This is a genomic window from Ornithinimicrobium pulveris (assembly GCF_050261105.1).
In the GTDB taxonomy this organism is placed as follows: Bacteria; Actinomycetota; Actinomycetes; order Actinomycetales; family Dermatophilaceae; genus Ornithinicoccus.
Genome location: NZ_CP189837.1, coordinates 2,014,344 through 2,038,305 on the forward strand (window position 1 = coordinate 2,014,344; position 23,962 = coordinate 2,038,305).

Consider the following 23,962-nt stretch of genomic DNA (forward strand, 5'->3'; position numbering starts at 1 on the left):
GCCGCGCCGGCAGCAGGCTCCGTCCACTCTGACCCGGCGCGCCCGCTTTGTAGGTTTCCTCCAAAGACCAGGCCTGCACCTCGTCGGTATCGCTGGCGCGCGATGGAGGATCCCACCGGCACAGTGGTGTGGTGCTCGCCATCGTTGCGCCCGGACAGGGCTCCCAGACTCCAGGCTTCCTCGCTCCGTGGCTGGAATTGCCGGGCCTCCGCGACCAGGTCGACCGGCTCTCCTCGGTCGCCCATCTCGACCTGGTCGCCCACGGCACCACGTCTGATGAGGAGACCATCAAGGATACCGCTGTGGCCCAGCCGCTCATCGTGGCCGCCGGCCTCGCGAGCCTTAGCGCCCTGGACATCGACCCTGCTGTCATCGGCGTCACCGCCGGGCACAGCGTCGGTGAGTTCACCGCGGCCGTCGCCGCGGGCGTCCTCACCGACGAGGACGCCCTCGCCCTGGTGAGCGAGCGCGCCAGAGCCATGGCCGAGGCCGCCGCCGTGCGCCCCACCGGCATGAGCGCGGTCCTCGGTGGGGACCCTGACGAGGTGCAGGAGGTGCTCTCTCGTGAGGGCCTGACCGCGGCCAACATGAACGGCGCCGGCCAGGTGGTCGCAGCTGGGACGCTCGAGCAGCTGGCCGCCCTGGCCGAGCAGCCTCCGACCCGCGCCCGGGTCATCCCCCTCAAGGTCGCCGGCGCCTTCCACACCGAGCACATGGCACCCGCCGTCGAACGGCTGGCCCGTGCTGCGGAGGGCGTGCGTCCCTCGGACCCCCAGGTGCTCCTCATCTCCAACGCGGAGGGCGCCGCTGTCCCCGCCGGCGAGGAGGTCCTCCAGCGGCTGGTCACCCAGGTGTCCAACCCGGTCCGGTGGGACCTGACGATGGAGCGCTTCCTGGACCTCGGCGTGACCGGGCTGATCGAACTCGCGCCCGCTGGGACCCTCGTCGGCCTGGCCAAGCGCGCTCTGAAGGGCGTGGAACTGGTGGCGCTGAAATCCCCAGATGACCTCGAGGCCGCTCGCCGGATGGTGGCCGAGCACGCCAGCGTCGAGGGGGCGGAGCAGGCATGAGCACCACACGCGAGGGCGGCCGGAAGCAGCTGACCGTGCACCGGGGCGATCGCCATGCTCGCATCCTGGGCCTGGGCGGCTACCGCCCCGAGCGGGTCGTGACGAACGAGGAGATCTGCCAGTTCATCGACTCCTCGGACGAGTGGATCCAGCAGCGCTCGGGCATCATCACCCGCCGCTTCGCGCGCGAGGACGAGACCGTCATCGACATGGCCGAGGCGGCCGCCACCCAGGCCATCGAGCGTGCGGGCATCGGCAAGGAGCAGATCGGGGCTGTGATCATGGCCACCGTCAGCCACCCCTTCCAGACCCCGGCCGCGGCGCCGATCCTGGCCGACCGCATGGGCCTGGCCCACCCGGCCGCCTTCGATATCTCCGCGGCCTGCGCCGGCTACTGCCATGGCATCTCACTGGCCAACGACATGGTTCGCTCCGGCACCGTCGACCACGTGCTGGTCATCGGCGTCGAGAAGCTTTCCGACTTCACCGACAAGTACGACCGCGGATCCGCCTTCATCTTCGGCGACGGCGCGGGCGCGGCCGTGGTGGGCGTCTCCGACACCCCGGGCATCGGCCCCACCCTGTGGGGCAGCCTGGGCGAGCAGTCGGACGCCATCACCCAGCGCGAGTCCTGGACCGACCTGCGGCCAGCCATGGAGGAGCCCGGGCGCGAGGACGGTATACCGTGGCCCGCCTTCACGATGCAGGGCCAGACGGTCTTCCGCTGGGCGGTCTTCTCGATGGCCCCGGTGGCGGTGGCCGCGGTCGAGGCGGCCGGTCTGACGCCGGATGAGCTGGACGCCTTCGTGCCCCACCAGGCCAACATGCGGATCACCGACGCCATGATCAAGGCGCTGAAACTGCCTGAGCACGTCCCGGTCGCCCGGGACATCGCCGAGACGGGCAACACCTCAGCCGCCTCGATCCCGCTGGCCATGTCCCGGATGCTGGATGAGGGCGAGGCGCCGCACGGCGGCTACGCCCTGCAGATCGGCTTCGGCGCCGGGCTGGTCTACGCCGCCCAGGTCGTCCAGATGCCCTGAGCCCCACGCTCCCGAGGCCCGGCGGGTGCACCACAACCGGGTCAGCCCAACCGCATACCGAAGGAGAATTCACATGGCACTGTCCGAGCAGGAGATCCTCGAGGGTCTGGCCGAGATCGTCAACGAGGAGACCGGTCTGGAGCCCGAGGAGGTCCAGATGGACAAGTCGTTCACCGAGGACCTCGACATCGACTCGCTCTCGATGATGACGATCGTCGTCAACGCCGAGGACAAGTTCGGCGTCCGCATCCCCGACGACGAGGTCAAGAACCTCACCCACGTCCGCGACGCGGTCACCTACATCACCACCAACCAGGGCTGACCCGCAGGTTCGTTCCTGGCGCGGGGCGGGATCACCGCCCCGCGCCAGGGACCACCACCGTCAGCGCACGACCGACCACCAGGAGGCCGTCCCGATGCCCAGCTCCACCTCGTCCCCCCGCCGCGTCGTCATCACCGGACTGGGTGCCACCACCCCTGTCGGTGGCACCGCCCCGACCACCTGGGAGGCGATCAGTGCGGGCCGCTCCGGCGTGCGTCCGCTGACGCAGGACTGGGTGGCCGAGCACGAGCTGCCCGTCACCTTCGCCGGCCAGATCCACACCTCCCCCGCGGAGACGCTGGCCAAGGTCGAAGTACGCCGCAACGACCCCTCCGGCCAGTTCGCCCTCGTCGCTGCCCGGGAGGCCTGGGCGGACGCTGGCTCCCCCGAGGTCGAGCCCGAGCGACTCGGCGTCGCGATCGGTTCGGGTATCGGTGGGGTCTGGACCCTGCTGGATCAGTGGGAGGTGCTGCGCACGCGCGGTCCCCGCCGCGTCTTCCCGCTCACCGTCCCGATGCTGATGCCCAACGGCCCTGCGGCTGCGGTCTCGCTGGACCTCTCGGCCCGCGCCGGCGCCCACTGCCCGGTCAGCGCCTGCGCCTCCGGCGCCGAGGGCATGGGCCTGGCCCTCCAGATGATCCGCAACGGCCGCGCCGATGTGATGGTCGCTGGCGGCACCGAGGCCGCGATCCATCCCCTCCCCATCGCCGCCTTCGCCGCGATGACCGCGCTCTCGGGGCGTAATGACGACCCCGAGCGCGCCTCGCGTCCGTATGACGTCGACCGCGACGGCTTCGTCATCGGCGAGGGCGCCGGTCTGATGGTGCTGGAGGCCGAGGAGCACGCGCTGGCCCGCGGCGCCACCATCTACGGCGAGCTCGCCGGAGTCGGCATGAGCTCGGACGCCTACCACATCACCGCCGGGGAGCCCGAGGGCGCAGGCGCCGCACGCGCCATGGAGGAGGCCATCTCCGACGCGGGCCTCGGGTTGCGCGACATCGCCCACATCAACGCCCATGCCACCTCCACCCCGGTCGGCGACCTGGCCGAGACCCGCGCCATCCACCGCGCCTTTGGCGAGCGCACCCAGGACATCGCGGTGACCGCCACCAAGTCGATGACCGGGCACCTGCTGGGTGCCGCGGGTGCGCTCGAGGCGGTGCTGACGGCCCTGACGCTCCACCACCGGCAGATCCCGCCCACCATCAACCTGGACAACCAGGACCCGGAGATCGACCTCGACGTCGTCACCGGGCAGGCGCGGGCGCTGTCCGCCGACGCGGATCTGGCCGCCGTCAACAACTCCTTCGGCTTCGGTGGAGTCAACGTCGCCCTCGCGCTGCGCACCTATCGCTGACGCGCCCGTGAGCACCAGCACCTACCGTCGGGGCGCCCCGGCATCCCGACGGTAGGGTCGAGCACGCCATGCATATCCTGCGCGTCGCCAACTTCGTCAGCCCGACCTCGGGCGGCATCAAGACCGCCCTGCGCGAGTGGGGTGAGTGCTATCAGGCCAGGGGGCACCGCGCCTCGCTGATCATCCCTGGACCGGGGCCGGAGATCAGTGAGGAGAGCCAGGGCATGGTCTTCCGCGTGCCCGCGACCCCCATCCCGGGCACCGGATACTCACTGATGTGGGATCGCACCGGGGTGGCCCGGCTCCTCGACGCCATCGCCCCGGACGCCCTCGAGGTCTCGGACCGCGCCACCACGCGGTGGATGGGGCGTTGGGCTCGCCACAACCGGGTGGGCTCGGTGATGATCAGCCACGAGAACATGACCGGCATCATGGTCCGGCGCACGCCCCTGCCCCATGCACCCTCGGTGTGGAGTGCCGACTTCATCAACCGGCGCAGCGCCCACGACTACGACGCCATCGTCACGCCCAGCCACTTCTCCGCCGAGGAGTGGCAGCACATCGGCGTCGACGCCGTCGTCGTTCCCCTCGGTGTGGACCTCGAGGTCTTCACCCCGACCTCGGATCCGGCGCACTACACCGCGCCCGGACCAGGCGTACCCATCGAGCTCATCCACTGCGGGCGAATGTCCCCCGAGAAGCGCCCGGAGCTGTCTGTGGAGACCGTGCGGGAACTCGTCCGGCGCGGACATGACGTCCGCATGACGATGTTCGGCGACGGTCCGCTCAAGGCTGCCCTGATGGAACGGGCGCAGAACCTACCGATCGTCTTCCACTCCTACATCACCGACCGGGCCGAGCTCGCGGCCCGGATGGGCCAGGCCGACATCGCGCTGGCACCAGGACCGCTGGAGACCTTCGGGTTGGCCGCACTCGAGGTGCTCGCCTGCGGGGTGCCGACCGTCTGCACAGACGAGGGCGCCCTCCACGAGGTCGTCGGCGACGGCGGAGCCATTGTGCCGGGCACCCCGGCCGCCTTCGCAGACGGCGTCGAAACCCTCCTCGCCCGGCCCAACGGACGCCAGCGCGCCCGCGCCCAGGCCGAACGCTTCAACTGGCCCGACTCAGCCGACCGCATGCTGGCGCTGCACGAGAAGCTGCGGACACGGCATACCCGCAAGCACAGTTGAGCAGTCCGGCCCTCTGGGCCTCGCTCGGGTCCTCGGGCGGCTGTCAGCCGACCTTATGCAGCCAGGTGGCTGGCGCGCCCTCCCCCGCATGCCGGTACACCTCGAGCTCGGCATCCCAGTCGGCACCGAGCACCTGCTCGAGCTCCTGGGACAGCCGGGTGGCATCACCGGCGCAGCGCTCCAGCACCGAGCGCAGGCGGTCCTCGTTCACCACGAGGTCACCATTGGCCGACAGGCGGGACTGGTGGATACCGAGCGAGGGAGTATGCGTCCAGCGCATCCCGTCGCTGCCGCGGCTGGCTTCCTCGACGACCTCATACCGCAGGCCGTCCCAGCCGCGCATGGCGCTGGCGATGAGCGCGCCGGTCCCGGCCTCACCGGTCCAGGAGAACTCCGTGCGCATCGAGCCGGGCTGCGCCGGCTGCGGCACCCAGTCCAAGGAGACACGGGTGTCAAGGACCCCTTCCAGGGCCCAGGCGATGTGCGGGCACAGCGCGGTGGGGGTGGAGTGCACGTACACCACCCCGCGAGTCATGACTCGGGGCATGACAGCGGACATCCTGGCCTCCTGTGTGGTGAGGGACGTCTTCCCCAACGACCTCGATCACACGGACTACCAACACATCCTGTGCGGTTGTGTGTCACATTGTGCTCTCTTGTCACTCCCGTCGCAACCGGCAGGCGTGTCGGCCGCAGCAAGAGGGGTTCGCCACACGGAGCTCAATGTCAGTTCCGTCACAACACGCGACACAAACTTGGCGATTTCGTGATCATTCCGTAATCTAGCCGAGGCGCGTTTTTCCCTGTGTCCTTGTCCCGGACCACCGCGCCCCTGCAAGAAGTGGCAACGGTCGACGCCCTGCGCGACCACCGCTGCTGCCCTTTCGAGTAGAGAGGTCGCCCCGTCGCGGCCCGGAGGTTCCCTTGAAGTCCATCGGCTTTCCCAAGCACCGCAACGCCGGCACGTCCAACCGTGGCGGCGTCGCTGCGCTGATGATCGGCGGCCTCGTCGCTGGCACGGTGGCGGCCGCGGGCGCGACCGTCACCCTGGCCCAGGGCGACGACACGAGCGAGCGCTCGGACGTCGCCACGGCCCTGCTGAATGATGTGTCCACCGCCGTCCAGGAGACGCCGGAGGACGCTGACCGCTCCGCTGACGTCGCCGAGCTCTACAGCGCCTCGCTGTCCGAGCTGCGCGACCAGGGCGCTGCCGACCGCAGCCAGGCCCGCAGCGCACCTGAGGACGCCGACGGTGTATCCACCGTCCTGGCGGACTCCGCCTTCACCGGCACCACCCTCGAGGTCGCCGAGCCGGTCGAGGAAGTGACCGAGGAGGTCGTGACCGAGGAGGCTGCCGAGGAGGTCGCCGCCCCGGCGCAGACCGAGTCGACCCAGCAGCAGTCGACCCAGCAGCAGGCGGCCCAGCAGACGCAGCAGGCGCCGGCGCAGCAGCAGACCCAGCAGGCGCCCGCCCGCCAGCAGACCCAGACCCAGAGCCAGCCCACCCAGCAGGCCCCGGCCCCGGCCCCGGCCCCCGCGCCCGCGCCCGCCCCGGTCGGCGGCTCGCTGTTCGACATCGCGGCGAGCTACGTCGGCTACCCCTACGTGCTCTACGGCACCCCGCCCCAGGCCTTCGACTGCTCCGCCTACACCTGGTGGGTGTTCAAGCAGGCCGGCATCGACATCCCCCGCACCGTCGCCGGGCAGAAGGCGGCCGTCACCCCGGTCTCCAACCCCCAGCCCGGTGACCTTGTCTTCTACAACGACTTCTACCACGTGGGCATCTACGCCGGGAACGGCATGACCTACGAGGCGCTGAACCCCTCCACCGGCGTGCGCTACGGCCCGCTGGTGAGCAGCAACGTCTGGTACGGCCGCATCGGCTGACCCAGCCACACGGCATACAGCAGGCTCGCCCCCGACCCCACCAGGTCGGGGGCGAGTCGCATTTCGGCCCCACCCGCTGCCCCCGCCACCGTGCTAGTTTCACGTATGCGCGTCGCTGAACTGCTGAAGAAGAAGGGCAGCACCGTGGTGACCCTCCCGGCCACCGCGAGCGTCTCCACGCTGCTCGAGACCCTGGACGACCACAAGATCGGTGCTGTCGTCGTGGTCGACGACAGCACCACCGAGGAGGGCGGCACCGGCACCGTGGTGGGGATCGTCTCCGAACGCGATGTCGTGCATCACCTGCGCGGCGGTACCGACACCGAGGTGGAGTTGAGCGCCCTGATGACCTCAGAGGTGCGCACCTGCTCCCTCGAGGACGAGGTGCAGGACCTCGCCGTGACCATGACCGAGCATCGCCACCGCCATGTCCCGGTCGTCCAGGACGGCACCCTGCACGGGATCATCTCCATCGGCGACGTGGTCAAGGCGCGCTTGGACGCGCTCGAAGCCGAGCGAGACCACCTGGAGTCCTACCTGCGACAGTGACGCCCGCGCACTCGGGTGGGCTTCGGCATACCCCCTGGGCCCTTGTAGGATCGGGCGTTCGGGGCCAGTAGCTCAGCCGGTTAGAGCAGCGGACTCATAATCCGTCGGTCCAGGGTTCAAGCCCCTGCTGGCCCACCCGAAGCCTGAGCGGCTAAAAGGTCACGACTCGGTGACAACCTGCGCAAATGCGCCCCGCTCGCCGCACCCTCGGTCTAGTCTCCCGACATGACGGAGACCACAGACACGGTCGAGCGCGGCCACTCTGGCCAGCCTCTCGTGGTGCTGAAGGATGTCAACAAGCACTTCGGTGACCTGCATGTCCTCAAGGACATCAACCTCACGGTGCACGAAGGGGAGGTCGTGGTCGTGATCGGCCCGTCGGGGTCCGGCAAGTCCACGCTGTGCCGCACCATCAACCGCCTCGAGCCCTTCGAGTCGGGCACGATCACGATCCACGGCGACCAGCTGCCCGAGGAAGGCAAGGCGTTGGCCAAGTTGCGCGCCGATGTCGGGATGGTCTTCCAGAGCTTCAACCTGTTCAGCCACAAGACGATCCTCGAGAACGTCACCATGGGGCCGATCAAGGTGCGCCGCACCAAGCCGGCCGCCGCGAAGAAGCGGGCGATGGAGCTGCTCGAGCGCGTCGGCGTCGACCACCAGGCCAACAAGTACCCCGCCCAGCTCTCCGGCGGTCAGCAACAGCGGGTGGCGATCGCCCGCTCGCTGGCGATGGAGCCCACGGTGATGCTCTTCGACGAGCCCACCTCAGCGCTGGACCCGGAGATGATCAACGAGGTCCTCGACGTGATGACCCAGCTGGCCAAAAGCGGTATGACGATGATCGTGGTCACCCACGAGATGGGCTTCGCCCGCCGGGCCGCCGACCGGGTCGTCTTCATGGCCGACGGCGCAATCGTCGAGGAAAACACCCCGGAGGAGTTCTTCACCAACCCCCAGTCCTCCCGCGCCAAGGACTTCCTGGGCAAGATCCTGGCGCACTGACCGACCACCCACCTATACATCTGCGAAACGCACGAGAAGAACACCAACGAAGGAGAACACCACTCATGCGCACCACGACCTACCGCGTCGCCGCCCTCGCGGCCGCGACCGCCCTCGCCCTGGCGGCCTGTGGCGACAACGGCAACGGAGACGGCGACAGCAACGGGGACTCGACCGCCGAGAACGGTGCTGCTGCCGAGGGCGACAAGCCCTTTGGTGACACCATCACCATCGGCACCAAGATCGACCAGCCTGGCACCGGCATCCTGATCGAGGGTGAGTACAAGGGCATGGACGTCGATGTGGCCAAGGAGATCGCCGAGCGCCTCGGCTACTCCGAGGACGACATCACCTGGCAGGAGTCCCCCACCCCCCAGCGTGAGGACATGCTGGTCAACGGCACGGTCGACATGATCGCCGCCACCTACTCGATCACCGACGAGCGCAAGCAGCGCGTGCAGTATGCCGGCCCGTACTTCGTCGCCGGCCAGGACCTGCTCGTCAAGAACGACAGCGACATCACCGGCCCCGAGGACCTCGATGGCAAGTCCCTGTGCTCGGTTGCCGGTTCGACCCCCGCCGAGCGGGTGGCCGAGGAGTACAGCAACCTGGACATCGACCTGTCCACCTACGACACCTACACGCTGTGCATGGAGGCCCTCGCGGCCGGTCGTGTCGACGCGCTGACCACCGACGACGTGATCCTGGCCGGGTACGCCGCCCAGGACCAGTGGGCCGGTCAGTTCAAGGTCACCGGCAACACCTTCAGCGAGGAGCTGTTCGGGATCGGCCTGAACCAGGACAGCGAGGCGTGCGAGGCGATCAACGACATCATCACCGAGATGTGGGACGACGGGACGATGGAGGACATCATCAGCGAGAACCTCGGCCCGGCTGACTACGAGGCCAGCGACGCCAACCCGCCCAGCCCCGGCGGGCACTGCGCGGGCGACTGATCCAACGCGGACCTGACGTGGTCGGCCGTCCCGCATGCCGGGGCGGCCGACCACCGGTCTGCCACCGAAGGAGGGTAGATGCAGGACATTCCTGAACTGATCCAACGCTTCGACTTCATCCAGGGCTTTGGCCTGGTGCTGTGGCTGACGTTGTGGAGCGCCGCCTGGGCGCTGATCATCGGCACCATCCTGGCGATCATGCGGTTGGTCCCTATCCGGACCGTCAACATGGTCGGCGGCTTCATCGTCAATGCGCTGCGCAACACCCCCCTGACGTTGATCATCGTGGCCGCCAACTTCGTGCTCTGGATCCAGCTCGGGATCGAGCTCGGCGACAACTCGGTCACCAACAACATCCGGCTGGCCATCCTGGGCCTGTCGGTCTATCACGCAGCCTTCGTCTGCGAGGCCCTGCGCAGCGGTGTCAACACCATCCCCCTCGGTCAGGCGGAGGCGGCTCGCTCGATCGGGCTCACGTTCTCCCAGAGCCTGCGGCACGTGATCCTCCCCCAGGCCTTCCGCGGAGCCATCACCCCCATCGGCAATGTGCTCATCGCGCTGACCAAGAACACCACCGTGGCCGCGGCCATCGGCGTGGGTGTGGTCTCGCTGTCCATGCGCCGAGCCATCGAGTTCCGACCCGATGTCCTCTTCCTGATCTTCCTCATCGTGGCCGTCGGCTTCGTGATCATCACGCTGCCGATGGGCATGCTGACCAGCTGGGCCTCACAGAAGTTCGCGGTGAAGCGATGAGCAGCGCCAACGTCCTCTTCGACGCCCCCGGTCCCCGCGCCCGACGGATCCACCTCATCGGCTCGATCATCGGCGCGGTCATCATCGCCGGCGTCATCGCCTGGATGGTCTGGACCCTCTGGAATCTCAACCAGATCACCCCGCAACGCTGGGAGCCGATCCTGGGCGCCGAGGCATGGCGGTTCTACCTGCTCCCGGGCATCCGCGCCACGATCCTGGCGGCGATCTTCTCGATCACCATCGCCTTCGTGATCGCCTTCGTCGCCGCCATGTGCCGGATGGCCGAGAGCCCCTTCCTGCGCTGGCCGGCGACCATCTTCATCGAGTTCTTCCGCGCCGTGCCGGTCCTGATCATGATGATCTTCGCGCTGACCTTCGTGACCCAGTACACCCCGGTGCCGACACCGCAGCGGCCCCTTGTCGCCGTGATCATCGGCCTGGTCTTCTACAACGGTGCCGTCATGGCCGAGGTCATCCGCAATGGCGTAGCCTCGCTGCCGTCTGGCCAGCGCAAGGCCGGGCTGTCGATCGGGCTGAACCCCACCCAGGTCCGCCGGATGATCCTGGTCCCCCAGGCCCTCACCGCCATGCTGCCCGCCCTGGTCAGCCAGATGGTGGTGGCCCTCAAGGACAGCGCGCTGGGTTACATCATCCTGTACCCCGAGCTGTTGAACTCAGCGCGCCAGATGGGCACCCGATTCGGCAACACCACCGTGGCCTTCATCACCGCCGCAGTGCTCTTCATCCTGATCAACTACGCGGTCACCATGCTCGCGGAGTACCTCGAGCGGCGCGTGCGCGAGCGGGGCGGCAAGCCCACCAAGAAGCCGGCCGCCGGTGTGGTGACCATGGACGCGACCTCGACGCGCTGAGCCACACCGTCAGCAGGACCTTCCGAGCACACGCGAAAGGGCCGGATCCGATCGGATCCGGCCCTTTAGCCCTCAGGATCATCTCCTGAGCGCCGTGCGCTCCCCCACTTGGACTCGAACCAAGAACCTGCCGGTTAACAGCCGGCTGCTCTGCCAATTGAGCTACAGGGGAATGGTGCAGCGAGGACAGACTGTACCAAACCGCACGGGCCTGACCGAAATCAGCGGACCGGATCCAGCCCTACCTGCGTACGCAGATCCTGACGCGCCTGGAGCACCTCGGCCGACAGCTCGGCGTCCTCCGGATCGGTCTCTTTGCCGAGGAGAACCTGCTCGACCAGCTCCCTTGTCCGCAGGACCGTCCGGATGCTCACCCGGGCCGAGCGACGAGGCCCGAGGTCGATGGAGCGGGTCAGCACCACGCTCGCCGAGGTGCGCTCGCGGAAGACCTGCGGGACCGACCCCGGACCGGTGCGCCGCCGCAGCCCCCACTGTCGGCCACCACCACCCACGAAGGAGACCGCGAGGGTCCAGGAGTCCGGGTTCCAGGCGCCGGTGTCGATCTCATGCCACGCTCGCTCCACCACGGTCTCGCCCTGCTCGGAGCGCTCGAGCAGCCGCCAGGTGGTCAGCAGCAGCCAATGGCCGTCGGCATCCTCCTGGGCCGAGGCGAGCAGGCTCTCCCCGCGCTCCAGGGGCACCATCGCCTCGCGCGGCACGGCGTCCGGCTTCGTGGTCGGGGGCGGGACGTCATCACCGATGACGACCTTGCGGCGGCGGAACAGCGGCATGTCTCAGATCGTCCTGTCCTTGAGGGCGGCGTGCTCGCGTTGCAGCGCCATCAGTCGCTCCCCGAGCCGCCGGGAGTCCGGCGAGCCCTCGGGCGCGCGCTGCACCTCCCCGAGCGTCTGGGTGATCTGGTGCTCGAGCACGGCGAGGCGCACGCGCTGGAAGAGGGAATCGACATACGCCTGGGGCGGTGTTCCCTCGACCGGGTCGAGGCGGACGGGCAGGGGCGCGACCGCCAGCTCGTGCACGAGAGGCTGCACCGGCGGTGGGGTCTGCGCCAGCACCGCGCGGTTCCAAGCCGTCGCGCTCATCGTGTCGGCCGCCCACACCCCGCCCGCCGCGCGCACCGCGTGCCACACGGCGCGGTGCATCGGCGCCCGCAACTGCTCAGCCGCCAGGGCGTCCATGTCGTCGGCGTAGATCGCGAGCGGATACTGCAGCGCCACCTGCAGCAGGCTCCGCTCGGCCAGCTGCACGGGGTCGGTCAGGTCCGGCACCGGCAACTGCTGCGGCTCCGCCCCCTGTCCCGTATGCCGCAACTCCCCCGAGTGCGCCCGCTCCCCCTGGTCTTGGGGCTGGCGGGGTCGCAGACCCTGGGCCGGAGCCTGCATGACCCGATTGACCTCGACCGTCAGCGACTGGGGGTCCACGCCCATCCAGCCGGCCACATCGCGGACGTACTCCGGCCGGTCCGAGGAGTCCTTGATCCCGGCCAGGATCGGGGCGACCGCCCGCACCGCCTGCACCCGCTCCTGGGCCAGCGAGAGGTCGTAGGGCGCCAGGGTCGTGCGGACGGCGAACTCGAACATCGGCTGGGCCGAGTCGACCAAGGCCCGCACCGCCTCCTCACCCTCCTTGATCCACAGGTCGTTCGGGTCCTGCCCACCCTCGGCCACGGCCACGAAGCTCTGCGCCGCCCACCGCTGGTCCTGCTCGAAGGCCTTCATCGCCGCCTTCTGCCCGGCCGCGTCGCCGTCGAAGGTGAAGATCACCCGAGCCGGTGCCCGCCCGGCCTCGTCCCGCAGGATCCGGCGCAGGATGGAGATGTGGTCGGTGCCGAAGGCCGTCCCGCACGTCGCCACCGCCGTGCCCACCCCCGACAGGTGAGCCGCCATCACGTCGGTGTAGCCCTCGACCACCACGGCCCGGCGCTCGGTGGAGATCGCCTTCTTGGCCAGATCCAGCCCATAGAGCACGCCGGTCTTCTTGTAGATCGGGGTCTCGGAAGTGTTCAGGTACTTCGCCGCGATCCGGTCATCGTCATAGAGTCGCCGCGCCCCGAAGCCCACGGTGTCCCCCGCGATCGAGCGGATCGGCCACATCACCCGGCCGCGGAAGCGGTCATAGAGCCCGCGTGAGCCTTTCGCCGAGAGGCCGGACAGCACCAGCTCCTCGTCGGTGAACTTCTTGCTCCGCAGGTGATCGGTCAGCACCTGGCCGCCCTGCGGCGCGTAGCCCACCATGAACTGACCGGCGTGCTCCCCGGTGAAGCCCTTGTCGTGCAGGAAGATCCGCGCCGCCCTCCCCTCGGGGCTCTCCAGCAGCGCCTGGTGGTAGAACTCCTCGGCCACCCGGTGCGCCTCCATCAGCCGGGTCCGTTGCCCGGCCGGCGCCTGCGGTCCGGCGTCACGTCCGCCCTGCCCGGTGTCCTCATACCGCAGCGTCATCCCGAGCCGGTCGGCGAGCCGCTCGACGGACTCGGCAAAGGTGAGGTGGTCGATCTTCTGCACGAAGTCCAGGACGTCGCCGCCCTCGCCGCAGCCGAAGCAGTGGTAGTAGCCGACCGCCGGCCGCACCGTAAAGGACGGCGTCTTCTCGTCGTGGAAGGGGCACAGGCCCTTGAGCGTCCCGACGCCGCCACCGCGCAGCGTCACGTGCTCACGCACGACATCCTCGACAGAGGCGCGCTCCTTGACCGCCTGAATATCCTCCGCGTTGATCCGTGCCACGCGCGCACCTCCTCTGCGACCTACCGATCTACCGATCTACCGACTGACCGACGTGCCGACTGATCCGACGTCCCCGCCGAGTCTAGGTCGCCCACAAATGCGCGCGCGCCAGTTGTCCCCAAGGCGTAGACTCATCCGGTTGCGCCCCGCCACCGATGACGTCCCAGCCGGCGCACTCCCCACCACCACGACCCCGGGAGCCCACGTGACCTCGACGACGTCATCCCCCACCCCCACGGCGCAGCCCGCCCCGCCGGACGACGCCCGCATCACCCTGGTCCTGCGCGTGCTCACCGCGGCAGCCTTCGTCGTCATCCTCAACGAGACCCTGATGATGAACGCCCTGCCGCCGCTGATGGAGGTCTTCGCGATCGACGCCTCGGTGGGTCAGTGGCTGACCACCGGCTTCATGCTCACCATGGCGGTGGTCATCCCGATGACGGGCTGGCTGCTCCAGCGGGTCAGCATCCGCACCGCCTTCGCGCTGGCGATGGGCACCTTCATCGTCGGCACTGCGCTGTGTGCCCTCGCACCGAGCTTCTCGATCCTGCTCCTCGGCCGGGTTGTCCAGGCCTGCGGCACCGCGGTGATGATGCCGCTGCTGATGACCACGATCATGACGATGGTCCCGGCCGACCGCCGAGGGCGGGTCATGGGCAATCTCACCCTGGCGATGTCGGTCGCGCCGGCCCTTGGCCCCACGGTGTCTGGGATCATCCTGCAGTTCGGCTCCTGGCGCTGGCTGTTCGGTCTGGTCCTGCCGGTCGCGGTGCTGATGACGGTCGCCGGGGTGCGGCTGCTCCGCAGCAGCGACCCGGGTCGTCCGGCCCGCCTGGATGTGCTCTCGGTCCTGCTCACCGCCCTCGGCTTCGGTGGCCTGGTCTACGGCCTTTCTGCCTTCGGCAAGGCCGCCGGAGGCGGCGCTGCGCTGAACCCGGTCTGGACCTTGGTGGTCGGCGTGGTCGCGCTCGCCCTCTTCGTCTGGCGCCAGGTGGCGCTGCAGCGCCGCGACCAGCCCTTCCTCGACCTGCGGACCCTGCGCCATTCCCGGTATGCCGTTGCTCTCGGCCTCCTGTGCCTGTCCTTCATGGCGCTCATCGGGGCGATGCTCCTGCTGCCGATCGCGTTGCAGGAGGTCCGCGGGATGAGCGTGCTCCAGTCCGGCCTGATGCTGATGCCGGGCGCGCTGGCAATGGGTCTGCTCGGCCCGACGGTAGGTCGCCTCTACGACAGGGTGGGCCCACGCCCGCTCGTCGTGCCCGGGGCAGTTGTGCTGGTCGCCGCGATGGCGACCCTCGCGCTGAGCGTGCAACACGCGCCGTGGTGGGCGCTGGTCGCCTTGCACTCGGTGATCAGCGTCGCGCTGGCCTTCCTCTTCACGCCGGTCTTCACCGCGGGGCTGGGCGCCCTGCCCACGCGCCTCTCCTCGCACGGCAGCGCCCTGCTCGGCGCCTCCCAGCAGGTGGCGGGGGCGGCCGGTGCCGCGCTGGTCGTCACGGTCATGCAGGTGACTGCGGCGACCCTGGCGCGTGGAGGTGCCACCGAGGTGGCTGCGCTCGGTGACGGGATCCGGGTTGCGCTGCTCGTCGGCGCCGCCCTGGCTGCCGGTGTCGTCGTGCTGGCGATCTTCGTACGACGTCCCGAGGGCGAGGAGCACGCCGGCCCCCGCGACACCGCGACCCCGGGCGCCGCCGAGCCGGACGCGTCCGCGGAGGCCGAGCACACGGCATACCCGGGGGCCTAGTCTGAGCCCATGCCCAAGGCGAGCAGCCCGTCGACCGAGCTGGAGGTGGGCGGTCGCACGGTGCGGATCTCCAACCCGGACCGCATCTACTTCCCCGACCTTGGCCTGACCAAGCTGGACCTGGCGCAGTACTACCTGGCCGTCGGCGACGGCATCGTGAACGCGCTGCGTGAGCGGCCCTGCATGATGCACCGCTTTCCCACCGGGATCACCGGTGAGCGGGTGCACCAGAAGCGGCTTCCCCGCGGCGCCCCCGACTGGGTGGAGACCGTGCAGCTGACCTTCCCGCGCTACAACCTGACCGCCGACGAACTCTGCGTCACCGAGCTTGCCCAGGTGATCTGGTCGGTGCAGATGTCCTGCGTCGAGTTTCACCCGTGGAACAGCCGCCGCGGCCACGTCGAGCAGCCCGACGAGTGGCGGATCGACCTCGACCCGGGCGAGGAGTGCGACTTCGCCACGGTCCGCCGGGTATGCGGTGTGGTCGCCGAGGTGCTCGAGGAGCTCGGGGCGGTCGGCTGGCCGAAGACGACGGGAAGCAAGGGAATCCACGTCTACGTCCGGATCCCGCCGACCCACGGCTTCCAGGACGTCCGACGCGCGGCGCTCGCCTTCGCGCGCGAGGTGGAGCGGCGGACCGACGAGGCAACGACGGTGTGGTGGCGCAAGGAGCGCGATCCGAGGCGGGTCTTTCTCGACTACAACCAGAACGCTCGCGATCACACCATCGCCAGCGCGTACTCCGTGCGCGCCGGGGAGGCGGCCCAGGTGTCGGCCCCGCTGCGCTGGGAGGAGGTGCCGGACTGCGACCCGCGCGACTTCACGATGCTGACGATGCCGGGTCGGTTCGCCGCGCTGGGTGACCTGTGGGAGGGCATCGACGAGGCCGTCTTCGACCTCGCGCCGCTGCTGGAGTGGGCTGGGCGGGACGAGGCGCAGGGCGAGACGTCGGTGGTTGACGACGCTCCGGCCTGACCCGGTCAGTGTTCGATGTCGACCACGAGGCGAAGCGGGTCGGTCAGCAGGAAGACGCGGTAGGGACGCGGCTCGCCGGAGAGCCCGACGACCAGGTCCACCTGGCCCTCGAAGGGCGTCGTGCGCACCACCTCGGTCACCAGGTCCAGCTCCGGGGTGCTGACTCTGAGGTCACCATCGTCGTAGGTCGGGTCGTCCGGGGCGGGCAGGTCCATGCCGTTGATCCTGATCTCCAGTGTGCTGTCGCCCGCCAGCTCGATCGGCAGCCCGGACCCGTCCCGGGTGGGCGCATCGGTGTAGGCAGCCCGCCAGCCTGGCCACGGCTCCTCGTGCCGTCCTGCGAGGTCCAGCACGACCCGATCGAAGCCGTCATGCGCGCCGGCCCGCACGGTGGGTGCCAGCAGCCCGCCGCCCGCCGCCGGCCAGGGCTCATCGATCCATTCCTGCGTGGGATCACGGAAGGCAGGTCCGTCGACCAGCTCCCCCACCGGGCCCGGAGCCTGGACTGACAGGAGCAACCAACTGCCGCCAAGCCGCTCAACATAGCCTCCGTGGGACAGCGCCTCGATCCAGTACTGCACCGCGTCGTCCTGGCTCGCCGTGGCGCACTGCACGCTGTCGTTCGCGATGTCACCCGCGGCGAACCTGCCGTCCTCCTGCAGGGAGGCATCGATCGCCGAGGGGATGGCCCCACAGTCCCCGACCTGCACGCCGAGAATCGCCTCCTCGGTGATGTGCAAGGTGATCAGGTCGGTGACCCCGATCGCCGCCTGGGCGCTGAGATCCCCTGGCTCGCCGTCGCCCCCCTCGGAGTCGGTGGCGACGCGGTAGAGCGGTTCGATCATCGTCCACCTGGTGTCCCGTAGGGCGGGCACGTCGAGCGCAGGCATCGAGCTGATCGTATGCGGGTTCACCTCTGGCGCATCCGGCGCCGCGAAGACGAAGGTGGTGTATCCCTCCGGCACACTCACCTGCCCCGCGGGTTCCCCAGCACCCGCGTCGCCGTCACCCCCGAGCAGGCCCGACTGCCACGCCACCCCCGCCGCCGCTCCCAGCACGGTCACCGCGAGCGCCGCCGCACCGACCCGCTTGCCGATCCGCCGCCGTCGCCCGGCGCGCCAGGTCTCGTCGGGATCCACCGCAGGTGCGCCCCGGTCTCCTGAGCCGGCCGCCCCCTCGAGCAGCGTGGAAACGTCATACCGCTCGTTCATCGCACACCCTCCTGCTCCACATCCGCCTGTCGGGCGGACAGTTCCTCGCGCAGCCGCGCCATCCCCTGATGGGAGAGGCTCTTCACGGTGCCGACGGCCACGCCCATCACCTCGGCCGTCTGGGCCTCGGTCAGGTCCTCGAAATAGCGCAGGACCAGCGCCGCGCGCTGGCGCTGGGGCAGGTGCCGCAGCGCCTCGCGCACCTCTGCGTCCCGCGCCCGGCCCTCGCTCCCGTCGCCGACTCCCCGCTCCGGAACCGCGTCGACCACGACCTCACGTCGCCGGCGGCGCCACCACGACACCCGCTGGCGATAGATCACCCGCCGCACGAAGGCCTCCGGATGATCCACCGATTCCCACCGCTCGGCCAGCGCAACCAACGCCTCCTGCAGCAGATCCTCCGCCTGCGCCTGCTCGCCGCACATCAGGACCGCGGCGCGACGCAGACCGTCCTGCCGGGAGAGCACGAAGTCGCGGTAGCCGGGATCCGTGGTGAACAACGGCCGCTCCTCTCCTTCGCGGGAGGCAGGCCCGGGCGGGCCTGCTCACCCACTCTGTCGCATCACCAGCTCAAAAGGTTCAGCCCATGCCGCGAGAATGTCAGTCCGGCCGCGGAGACGTTCAGTCCGCTCCGCGAAAGGCCGGATAACCCGGCAGCACGAGGTCGGAGGCAGACCAGCTGCGCGCCGCCCAGCGCAGCGCGTCCTCGCACACCGCGGCCACGTCCGGCAGCTGCGCGGAACACTCTCGCACCACCCAGCGCCATCGGGCGACGAGCAGTGCCCGGAAGCGCGGTCCGGATCGGCCCACCGGGGCCATCACCCGGTCATCCAGCGCACCATCCATCAGCCAGAGCGTGCCGCTGAGCACCCACGCTGCCACCGCTGCCCGCACCTGCGCGGGCCACCTGGGATCCGCCCCCAGACCAGGAAGCCTCTGCTCAGCTCCCTCCGTGAAGGCCGCGAGCATCGCGCCGGTCAGGCCAGCGGGCGGGGTGAAGACGCACCAGCAGGTGCTGAACGGCTCAGCCGCGTAGGCGGCCTCGAAAGCGGCATGCCGGAAGCCGGCTCCCTCCAGGTCCAGGAAGCGCACCCCGGAGTCCGTGAGCACCGCGTTGTCCGGACAGGTGTCGCCCGGGCCGAGCACGTGCCGATCCACATCACGCTCCAGCGCCTCCACCGCATCATGGATCTCGCTGACCGCCGCGTTGCCGTGCCGGGAGCCGGTCACCTCGATCAGCCGCGCCAGCCCAGAGCGGGGAAACTCACGCCGCATGCGCCGGTCCTCAGCCACGGCATCACCCAGGCTCGCCCTGGCCTCCGCCGGTAGCGCACCCAGAGGAAGTAGCGTGCGGCCGAGTGCCGCCGCCCACCTCAGCGCGGCGTTCCTCGCCTCGCGGGACTCAGACCCCAGGAGCAGGTCGGCCAGCGTCGGGTGGTCTCCCAGATCCTCAAGCACGAGAAGCTCTCGGGCCTCGTCCACGGCCAGCAGCTCCGGCGCCCCGGGCAGATACGCGAGCCCGGTCCGCTCCCGGCGAAACCCCATCGCCGCCCGCGAGCCCTCCTGCTGCGGCAGGAACCGCTTGGTCACGACGGAGCTGCCCCACTCGGCCGGACCCTCCAGCACCGGGTGCCGCAGGACCTCGGAGCGGCTGGATCCACCCAGGTCGATCGGATCTCCTAGCCGCACGTCGGCGGGCGGCCAGCCGGGCTCACTCACCCCGCCAGCTCCCGGATGATCTCCCCCGCGGGTCGGTCCTGGCAGGCACGCCACCCGGCTCCCGCCCAGATGTGTATGCCGTGGACGTCCCCTGCACGCGCAGCCGCGGCCCGCACCGGTCGGCTCACCTGGTCCACCGCCGGGAAGGCGGGCGGGGCGAGCTCGGCGTAGCGGTCGACGAAGGCGTTGCGGACCGCGCCGGCCACCCGACCGCTGAACGCCCGGGTCGTGACCCGCTCGGTCAGCCCAGGATCGCGCAGCGCAGCGCGGTAGGTCATCGAGGCACCGGACTCGGTGGCCAGCAGCAGCGCGGTCCCGATCTGCACTCCCGCGGCCCCGGCGTCCAGCGCGCGCCGCAGATCCCCCGCAGTCGTGATGCCGCCCGCCGCCACGAGCGGCAGATCGACGAGCCCGCGGACGGTCTCCAGCAGACCCAGGTGGTCGATGGGCTCGGGCTCCGCCTCGACCTCGTGGCTGCCGCGGTGCCCGCCCGCCTCCTGCCCCTGCAGGATGAGCACGTCGGCCTGGGCCGCGGCCGCCGCGAGCGCCTCAGACGGGGAGGTCACCGTCACGTGCACTTCGGAGCCGACGGCCTGCCAGCGCCGCACCACCTCGACCGGCGGCACCCCGAAGGTGCAGGAGACGACCGCCGGCGCAAAGGTCTCGATGAGCACGACCTTCTCCTCCCAGTGGTCATCGCCCTCCCACTGCGGATGCCCGGCAGCCACCCCCAACTCCTGCGCCCGGTCCTGGATCGCCTCGCGATAGCTGGCCACCGCTGCCTCGTGGCTGCGCCGGTCGCGGGAGCGCCGCGCTGGGTCGGTCGGCACGAAGAGGTTGACCCCGAAAGGCTCACGGGTCAGGTCCCGGGTGTGGACCAGATCTGTCGCCAACTGCTCCGGGGTCCGGTAGCCCGCGGCCATCATCCCCAGTCCCCCGGCATCGCTGACCGCCGCGACGAGCAGGGGTGAGCTGACCCCACCGGCCATCGGCGCGCCGACGACGGGCAGCGTGCGCCCGGACAGCACGCTCATGACCGGCACCTCGTCCGGTCGGCGAAGATCGCCAGCGCGCGGGCGTCCGACAGGCTCGCGACCTGGTCGATCACCGCGCGGGCCGCGGCGCCTGCGTCCGCAGCACCGTCGTAGGCCTCCAGGTGCACCGGGTCCAGCCGCGAGGAGTCCTCGGAGTAGAGCCGGACCAGCTCGGTCAGCACCTCGCGTTCGGTGTCCATCACCAGCCGCCGCTCCTCGCTGAGCATCACGAAGTGCGCCGCCACCGCCTTGAGCACGGCCGCCTGTGCCCGCACGCGGTCCGGGACGACCAGATCCGCGGCATACCGGGTCAGGATCCCTGGGCCGTACCGCTCTCGCGTCGCGACCTCGACGCTGTGCACGAAGTGGCCGATCAGCCGGGAGGTCATATCCTTCAGAGCCGCAAGATCAGCACGGGAACCGCTGTGCTGCAGCGGGACCCAGTCGTTGTCGAGGACGCCTGCCAGCACTTCCCGCAGGTGCTCGACCTCCAGATCGGAGGCGTACCACTCCTGCGCCACGCGTGCGACGGCCAGCTGGACCTCGCCCGAGCGCAGCGCCCCGGGGTCCACCCGCCCGGAGGCGATCGCGTCCTCCACGTCGTGCACGCAGTAGGCCACGTCGTCCGACCAGTCCATCACCTGAGCCTCGAAGCACCGCCGGTGCGGGTCCTCATCGGGTGCGCCTGCGCGAAGCCACCCGAAGACCTCCGCGTCATCGGCATACGCCCCGAACTTGGGCGATGCCGGGATCGGTCCGGCACCCCGGGACCAGGGATACTTCGTCGTCGCATCCAGGCTGGCGCGGGTCAGGTTCAGGCCCGCCGGTCGCCCGTCAGGGTGGGTGCGCTTGGCCTCGAGCCGGGTCAACACGCGCAGCGTCTGCGCGTTGCCCTCGAAGCCGCCGATGTCGGCGGCCAACTCATCCAGGATCGCCTCCCCGTTGTGCCCGAATGGCGGGTGGCCGATGTCGTGGGCCAGGCAGGCGGTGTCGACCACGTCGGCGTCGCAGCCCAGCGCAGCCCCCAGCTCGCGCCCGATCTGCGCCACCTCCAGGGAGTGGGTCAACCGGTTGCGGACGAAGTCGTCGCTGGTCGGCTGCACCACCTGGGTGGTCGCCGCCAGTCGGCGCAGGGCGGCGGAGTGCAGCACGCGGGCGCGGTCCCGCGCGAAGTCGTGCCGGTCCGAGCGCTTCTGCGCCGGATCCTCGGCGACCCACCGCTCACGGTCCTGCGGGGAGTACCCCGGCACGTCGAGCGGCGCGCGGTGGGAGGTGGTCGTCGACACACCCCGAGGGTATGCCGTGGCCCCCGCCCGCGGGCCCGTGCCCCTCAGCGGTGGGGCTGAGCAGCCCGGTTCAGCGGCGGTCGTCGAGGCCGAGCTGGGTGCCTCGGTCCAGCCCCCGTCGGCCGGCGACCAGCGCCCGCATCCGCCGCATGCCTGCTCCGACCACCGGGCCCAGGGGACGGGGCGGCACGTCTCGGTAGCCACCGTCGGCCAGGCCGGCCTCCCGCTCGAAGACGCTGCGCGCCGCGCGGTCACCCGTCCGCAGCCAGGACCAGGCCATCGAGCCGACGTAGAGCGGGAGGAAGGGCAGCCCGAAGCAGTAGGCCCACTGGGTGCTGTGCACCAACTCGTGCTGGAGCAGCAGGGGCCGGCGCTCGACGAGCAGGTCCAGGTCGTGCCTCGTCAGGACCACGTCGCCGATCGTGAAGGCCCCACCGGCCGGGAAGGTCCACCGGTAGTAGTCGGCCAGGAAACTGCGGCCCGGCCCACGCCTGATCCGCGCGCCCCCGACCTTCGCGACGAGCAGGCCGACAGGGGTGGACAGGTTGAGCCAGTTCAGCCAGTGCCGCCGACGCACGAAGGGGGGATCGCCCAGGGCGTTGGGCGCCAGCGACGGGTGCCGCGGCAGCGGGACCTCCGGGCGGAGGTAGCGGCCGGACATCTCAGGCGTAGCGGGCCTGAGCGCGCGCCCGGGCCTTGGCCGCCTCGACCTCGCGGTCCTTGGGCGGCGCGGCGGTGACGAGGGAGTCCAGAAGGGTCTGGGTGGCCTCGGCGATCGCGGCGACGGCTGCGGCATACGCCTGCTCGTTCGCCTTGGCCGGCTTGCTCGCCCCACCCACCTTGCGGACGTACTGCAACGCCGCGGCCTGCACCTCATCCGGGGTGGCCGGCGGGGCGAAGTTGTTGAGGGGGCGGATGTTGCGGCACATGCAGCACACTCTGCCACGAGCCCGCCCGCTAGGGTCGGTTCATGGGATCTCTCTGGCACCCGTTCTCGGACATGGGAGCGGTCGAAAGCGGTGGCGAGTTCGTGATCGAGCGTGGCGAGGGGGTCCACGTCTACGACACCCAGGGGCGGCGCTACCTGGATGCGACCGCCGGGCTGTGGTTCACCAATGTCGGGCACGGCCGGGCCGAGCTCGCTGAGGCAGCCGCCGAGCAGATGCGGACGATCGCCGCCTACTCCACCTTCGGTGACTACGCGACGGTCCCCACCCTGGAACTCGCCGACCGGCTGGAGGCGATCGCGCCGGTGCCCGGCAGCAAGATCTTCCTCACCTCCGGTGGCTCGGACTCGGTGGACACCGCAGCCAAGATGGCGCGGCGGTACTGGGTCGAGCAGGGACGCCCGGAGAAGACCGTGCTGCTCTCCCGCTCCAAGGCCTATCACGGCATGCACTACGCGGGCACCGCGCTGGCCGGCATCCCCGGCAACCGCGAGGGCTACGGCGAGCTCGTCCCCGACAGCACCGCCCAGGTCGAGTGGGACTCGGCCGAGGAACTGCGCTCCACCATCGAGCGGATCGGCGCCGACAAGATCGCCGCCTTCTTCTGCGAGCCCGTGATCGGCGCAGGTGGGGTCTACCCGCCCCCGGAGGGCTACCTGACCGAGGTGCGGAAGGTGTGCACCGAGCACGACATCCTGTTCGTCGCCGACGAGGTGGTGACCGGGTACGGCCGGATCGGCGGATCCTGGTTCGCCAGCTCTCGGTTCGGCCTCGAGCCCGATCTTGTCACCACCGCCAAGGGCCTGACCAGCGGTTATGCCCCGATGGGTGCAGTCCTCGTCGCTCCGCGCGTCTGGGAGCCCTTCTTCCGCACCGGCGCTGGGGTGTGGTTCCGGCACGGCTACACCTACTCCGGCCACGCCATGGCCTCGGCGGTCGCGCTCGCCAACCTGGACCTGCTGGAACGGGAGGGCCTCGTGGAGGAGGCGGCCCGCCTCGAGCAGACTCTGGACGAGCGGATCGGCGCGCTCGCCGACCACGAGCGCGTGGTCGAGGTGCGCTCCGGCGTCGGAGCGGTCGCGGCCATCCAGTTGGAGAACCCGCCGGCCGCGATGCAGTTCGCCGCCCGGGTCCGGGACTTCGGCATCGCGACCCGCGCGTGCGGCGCCGGCGCCATCCAGATCTCGCCGTCCTTCACGATGACCGACGACGAGGTGGGCGAACTCGCCGACACCTTCCGCGAGGCGCTGGACGCCCCGGTCGAGGCGGGATCCTGATGTCGCCCGCCGGAGAGAGGACCCATCCTT

24 protein-coding genes and 2 tRNA genes are annotated in these 23,962 nt (G+C 70.3%); 15 read left to right on the top strand and 11 right to left on the bottom strand.

The window, feature by feature from the left end; genetic code table 11:
• The first annotated feature begins 131 nt into the window (after window positions 1-131).
• The 5 genes from ACQBAT_RS09335 (at window position 132) to ACQBAT_RS09355 (ending at window position 4,982) form a co-directional block, all read left to right on the top strand.
• The gene (locus ACQBAT_RS09335) at window positions 132-1,070 is read left to right on the top strand and encodes an ACP S-malonyltransferase (protein ID WP_420748149.1); all 939 of its coding nucleotides are present in this window, start codon (window positions 132-134) and stop codon (window positions 1,068-1,070) included.
• Window positions 1,067-2,113 (top strand): beta-ketoacyl-ACP synthase III, encoded by a 1,047-nt coding sequence (locus ACQBAT_RS09340; RefSeq protein WP_420748148.1) that lies wholly within the window; start codon window positions 1,067-1,069, stop codon window positions 2,111-2,113. The genes ACQBAT_RS09335 and ACQBAT_RS09340 overlap by 4 nt, the downstream gene beginning before the upstream one ends.
• Before the next feature lie 73 nt (window positions 2,114-2,186).
• Window positions 2,187-2,435 (top strand): acyl carrier protein, encoded by a 249-nt coding sequence (locus tag ACQBAT_RS09345; RefSeq protein WP_420748147.1) that lies wholly within the window; start codon window positions 2,187-2,189, stop codon window positions 2,433-2,435.
• A gap of 94 nt (window positions 2,436-2,529) precedes the next feature.
• On the top strand, window positions 2,530-3,792 hold the full coding sequence (gene fabF, locus ACQBAT_RS09350; protein ID WP_420748146.1) for a beta-ketoacyl-ACP synthase II: 1,263 nt from the start codon (window positions 2,530-2,532) through the stop codon (window positions 3,790-3,792).
• Between the two features lie 68 nt (window positions 3,793-3,860).
• Entirely contained in the window at window positions 3,861-4,982 is a 1,122-nt protein-coding gene (locus tag ACQBAT_RS09355; RefSeq protein ID WP_420748145.1) for a glycosyltransferase, read from the top strand.
• Window positions 4,983-5,025: 43 nt separating this feature from the next.
• On the opposite strand, the gene ACQBAT_RS09360 is transcribed toward ACQBAT_RS09355, so the two are convergent.
• The gene (locus ACQBAT_RS09360) at window positions 5,026-5,541 is read right to left on the bottom strand and encodes a DUF3145 domain-containing protein (RefSeq protein ID WP_420748144.1); all 516 of its coding nucleotides are present in this window, start codon (window positions 5,539-5,541) and stop codon (window positions 5,026-5,028) included.
• Between the two features lie 365 nt (window positions 5,542-5,906).
• On the opposite strand from ACQBAT_RS09360, the gene ACQBAT_RS09365 reads away from it, so the two are divergent.
• From ACQBAT_RS09365 to ACQBAT_RS09395, 7 genes are all read left to right on the top strand, one after another.
• Window positions 5,907-6,869 (top strand): C40 family peptidase, encoded by a 963-nt coding sequence (locus tag ACQBAT_RS09365; RefSeq protein ID WP_420748143.1) that lies wholly within the window; start codon window positions 5,907-5,909, stop codon window positions 6,867-6,869.
• A gap of 105 nt (window positions 6,870-6,974) precedes the next feature.
• Entirely contained in the window at window positions 6,975-7,418 is a 444-nt protein-coding gene (locus tag ACQBAT_RS09370) for a CBS domain-containing protein (RefSeq protein ID WP_420748142.1), read from the top strand.
• 61 nt (window positions 7,419-7,479) lie between these two features.
• Window positions 7,480-7,553: transfer RNA gene (locus tag ACQBAT_RS09375), tRNA-Ile, on the top strand.
• A 90-nt stretch (window positions 7,554-7,643) separates the two neighbouring features.
• On the top strand, window positions 7,644-8,420 hold the full coding sequence (locus ACQBAT_RS09380; protein WP_420748141.1) for an amino acid ABC transporter ATP-binding protein: 777 nt from the start codon (window positions 7,644-7,646) through the stop codon (window positions 8,418-8,420).
• A 65-nt stretch (window positions 8,421-8,485) separates the two neighbouring features.
• Window positions 8,486-9,376 carry a glutamate ABC transporter substrate-binding protein gene (locus ACQBAT_RS09385; protein ID WP_420748140.1) on the top strand — a complete coding sequence of 297 codons (891 nt, stop codon included), beginning with the start codon at window positions 8,486-8,488 and terminating at the stop codon, window positions 9,374-9,376.
• 78 nt (window positions 9,377-9,454) lie between these two features.
• The gene (locus tag ACQBAT_RS09390; protein WP_420748139.1) at window positions 9,455-10,129 is read left to right on the top strand and encodes an amino acid ABC transporter permease; all 675 of its coding nucleotides are present in this window, start codon (window positions 9,455-9,457) and stop codon (window positions 10,127-10,129) included.
• Window positions 10,126-11,001 carry an amino acid ABC transporter permease gene (locus ACQBAT_RS09395; protein WP_420748138.1) on the top strand — a complete coding sequence of 292 codons (876 nt, stop codon included), beginning with the start codon at window positions 10,126-10,128 and terminating at the stop codon, window positions 10,999-11,001. Before ACQBAT_RS09390 ends, ACQBAT_RS09395 begins: the two co-directional genes overlap by 4 nt.
• 99 nt (window positions 11,002-11,100) lie before the next feature.
• Here ACQBAT_RS09395 and ACQBAT_RS09400 read toward each other — a convergent pair.
• From ACQBAT_RS09400 to dnaG, 3 genes are all read right to left on the bottom strand, one after another.
• Window positions 11,101-11,173, bottom strand: a tRNA-Asn gene (locus tag ACQBAT_RS09400).
• Window positions 11,174-11,222: 49 nt separating this feature from the next.
• Window positions 11,223-11,792, bottom strand: a complete 570-nt coding sequence (locus ACQBAT_RS09405) for a hypothetical protein (protein ID WP_420748137.1) — start codon at window positions 11,790-11,792, stop codon at window positions 11,223-11,225.
• A gap of 3 nt (window positions 11,793-11,795) precedes the next feature.
• Window positions 11,796-13,739 (bottom strand): DNA primase, encoded by a 1,944-nt coding sequence (gene dnaG / locus ACQBAT_RS09410; protein WP_420748136.1) that lies wholly within the window; start codon window positions 13,737-13,739, stop codon window positions 11,796-11,798.
• Between the two features lie 139 nt (window positions 13,740-13,878).
• On the opposite strand from dnaG, the gene ACQBAT_RS09415 reads away from it, so the two are divergent.
• Both ACQBAT_RS09415 and ligD read left to right on the top strand, forming a co-directional pair.
• Window positions 13,879-15,483 carry a DHA2 family efflux MFS transporter permease subunit gene (locus ACQBAT_RS09415; RefSeq protein ID WP_420748135.1) on the top strand — a complete coding sequence of 535 codons (1,605 nt, stop codon included), beginning with the start codon at window positions 13,879-13,881 and terminating at the stop codon, window positions 15,481-15,483.
• Window positions 15,484-15,492: 9 nt separating this feature from the next.
• Window positions 15,493-16,458, top strand: coding sequence for a non-homologous end-joining DNA ligase (gene ligD / locus ACQBAT_RS09420; RefSeq protein WP_420748134.1), 966 nt, complete (start codon window positions 15,493-15,495; stop codon window positions 16,456-16,458).
• Between the two features lie 5 nt (window positions 16,459-16,463).
• Here ligD and ACQBAT_RS09425 read toward each other — a convergent pair whose 3' ends face one another.
• The 7 genes from ACQBAT_RS09425 to ACQBAT_RS09455 all read right to left on the bottom strand — a co-directional run bounded on the left by ACQBAT_RS09425 (window position 16,464) and on the right by ACQBAT_RS09455 (window position 22,637).
• Window positions 16,464-17,669, bottom strand: coding sequence for an AMIN-like domain-containing (lipo)protein (locus tag ACQBAT_RS09425; protein ID WP_420748133.1), 1,206 nt, complete (start codon window positions 17,667-17,669; stop codon window positions 16,464-16,466).
• On the bottom strand, window positions 17,666-18,169 hold the full coding sequence (locus ACQBAT_RS09430; RefSeq protein WP_420748132.1) for a SigE family RNA polymerase sigma factor: 504 nt from the start codon (window positions 18,167-18,169) through the stop codon (window positions 17,666-17,668). Before ACQBAT_RS09430 ends, ACQBAT_RS09425 begins: the two co-directional genes overlap by 4 nt.
• Window positions 18,170-18,290: 121 nt before the next feature.
• Window positions 18,291-19,388, bottom strand: coding sequence for a hypothetical protein (locus ACQBAT_RS09435; protein ID WP_420748131.1), 1,098 nt, complete (start codon window positions 19,386-19,388; stop codon window positions 18,291-18,293).
• Entirely contained in the window at window positions 19,385-20,422 is a 1,038-nt protein-coding gene (locus tag ACQBAT_RS09440; RefSeq protein ID WP_420748130.1) for an NAD(P)H-dependent flavin oxidoreductase, read from the bottom strand. The genes ACQBAT_RS09435 and ACQBAT_RS09440 overlap by 4 nt, the downstream gene beginning before the upstream one ends.
• Entirely contained in the window at window positions 20,419-21,708 is a 1,290-nt protein-coding gene (locus ACQBAT_RS09445; RefSeq protein WP_420748129.1) for a deoxyguanosinetriphosphate triphosphohydrolase, read from the bottom strand. The genes ACQBAT_RS09440 and ACQBAT_RS09445 overlap by 4 nt, the downstream gene beginning before the upstream one ends.
• Before the next feature lie 70 nt (window positions 21,709-21,778).
• Complete coding sequence (locus ACQBAT_RS09450) at window positions 21,779-22,369, bottom strand: hypothetical protein (RefSeq protein ID WP_420748128.1); 591 nt, start codon at window positions 22,367-22,369, stop codon at window positions 21,779-21,781.
• 1 nt (window position 22,370) lies between these two features.
• A complete protein-coding gene (locus ACQBAT_RS09455; RefSeq protein ID WP_420748127.1) occupies window positions 22,371-22,637 on the bottom strand; it encodes a DUF2277 domain-containing protein in 267 nt (88 codons plus the stop codon).
• Between the two features lie 41 nt (window positions 22,638-22,678).
• Between ACQBAT_RS09455 and ACQBAT_RS09460 the strand changes: the two genes are divergently transcribed.
• On the top strand, window positions 22,679-23,932 hold the full coding sequence (locus tag ACQBAT_RS09460; RefSeq protein ID WP_420748126.1) for an aspartate aminotransferase family protein: 1,254 nt from the start codon (window positions 22,679-22,681) through the stop codon (window positions 23,930-23,932).
• The last annotated feature ends 30 nt before the right edge of the window (window positions 23,933-23,962 follow it).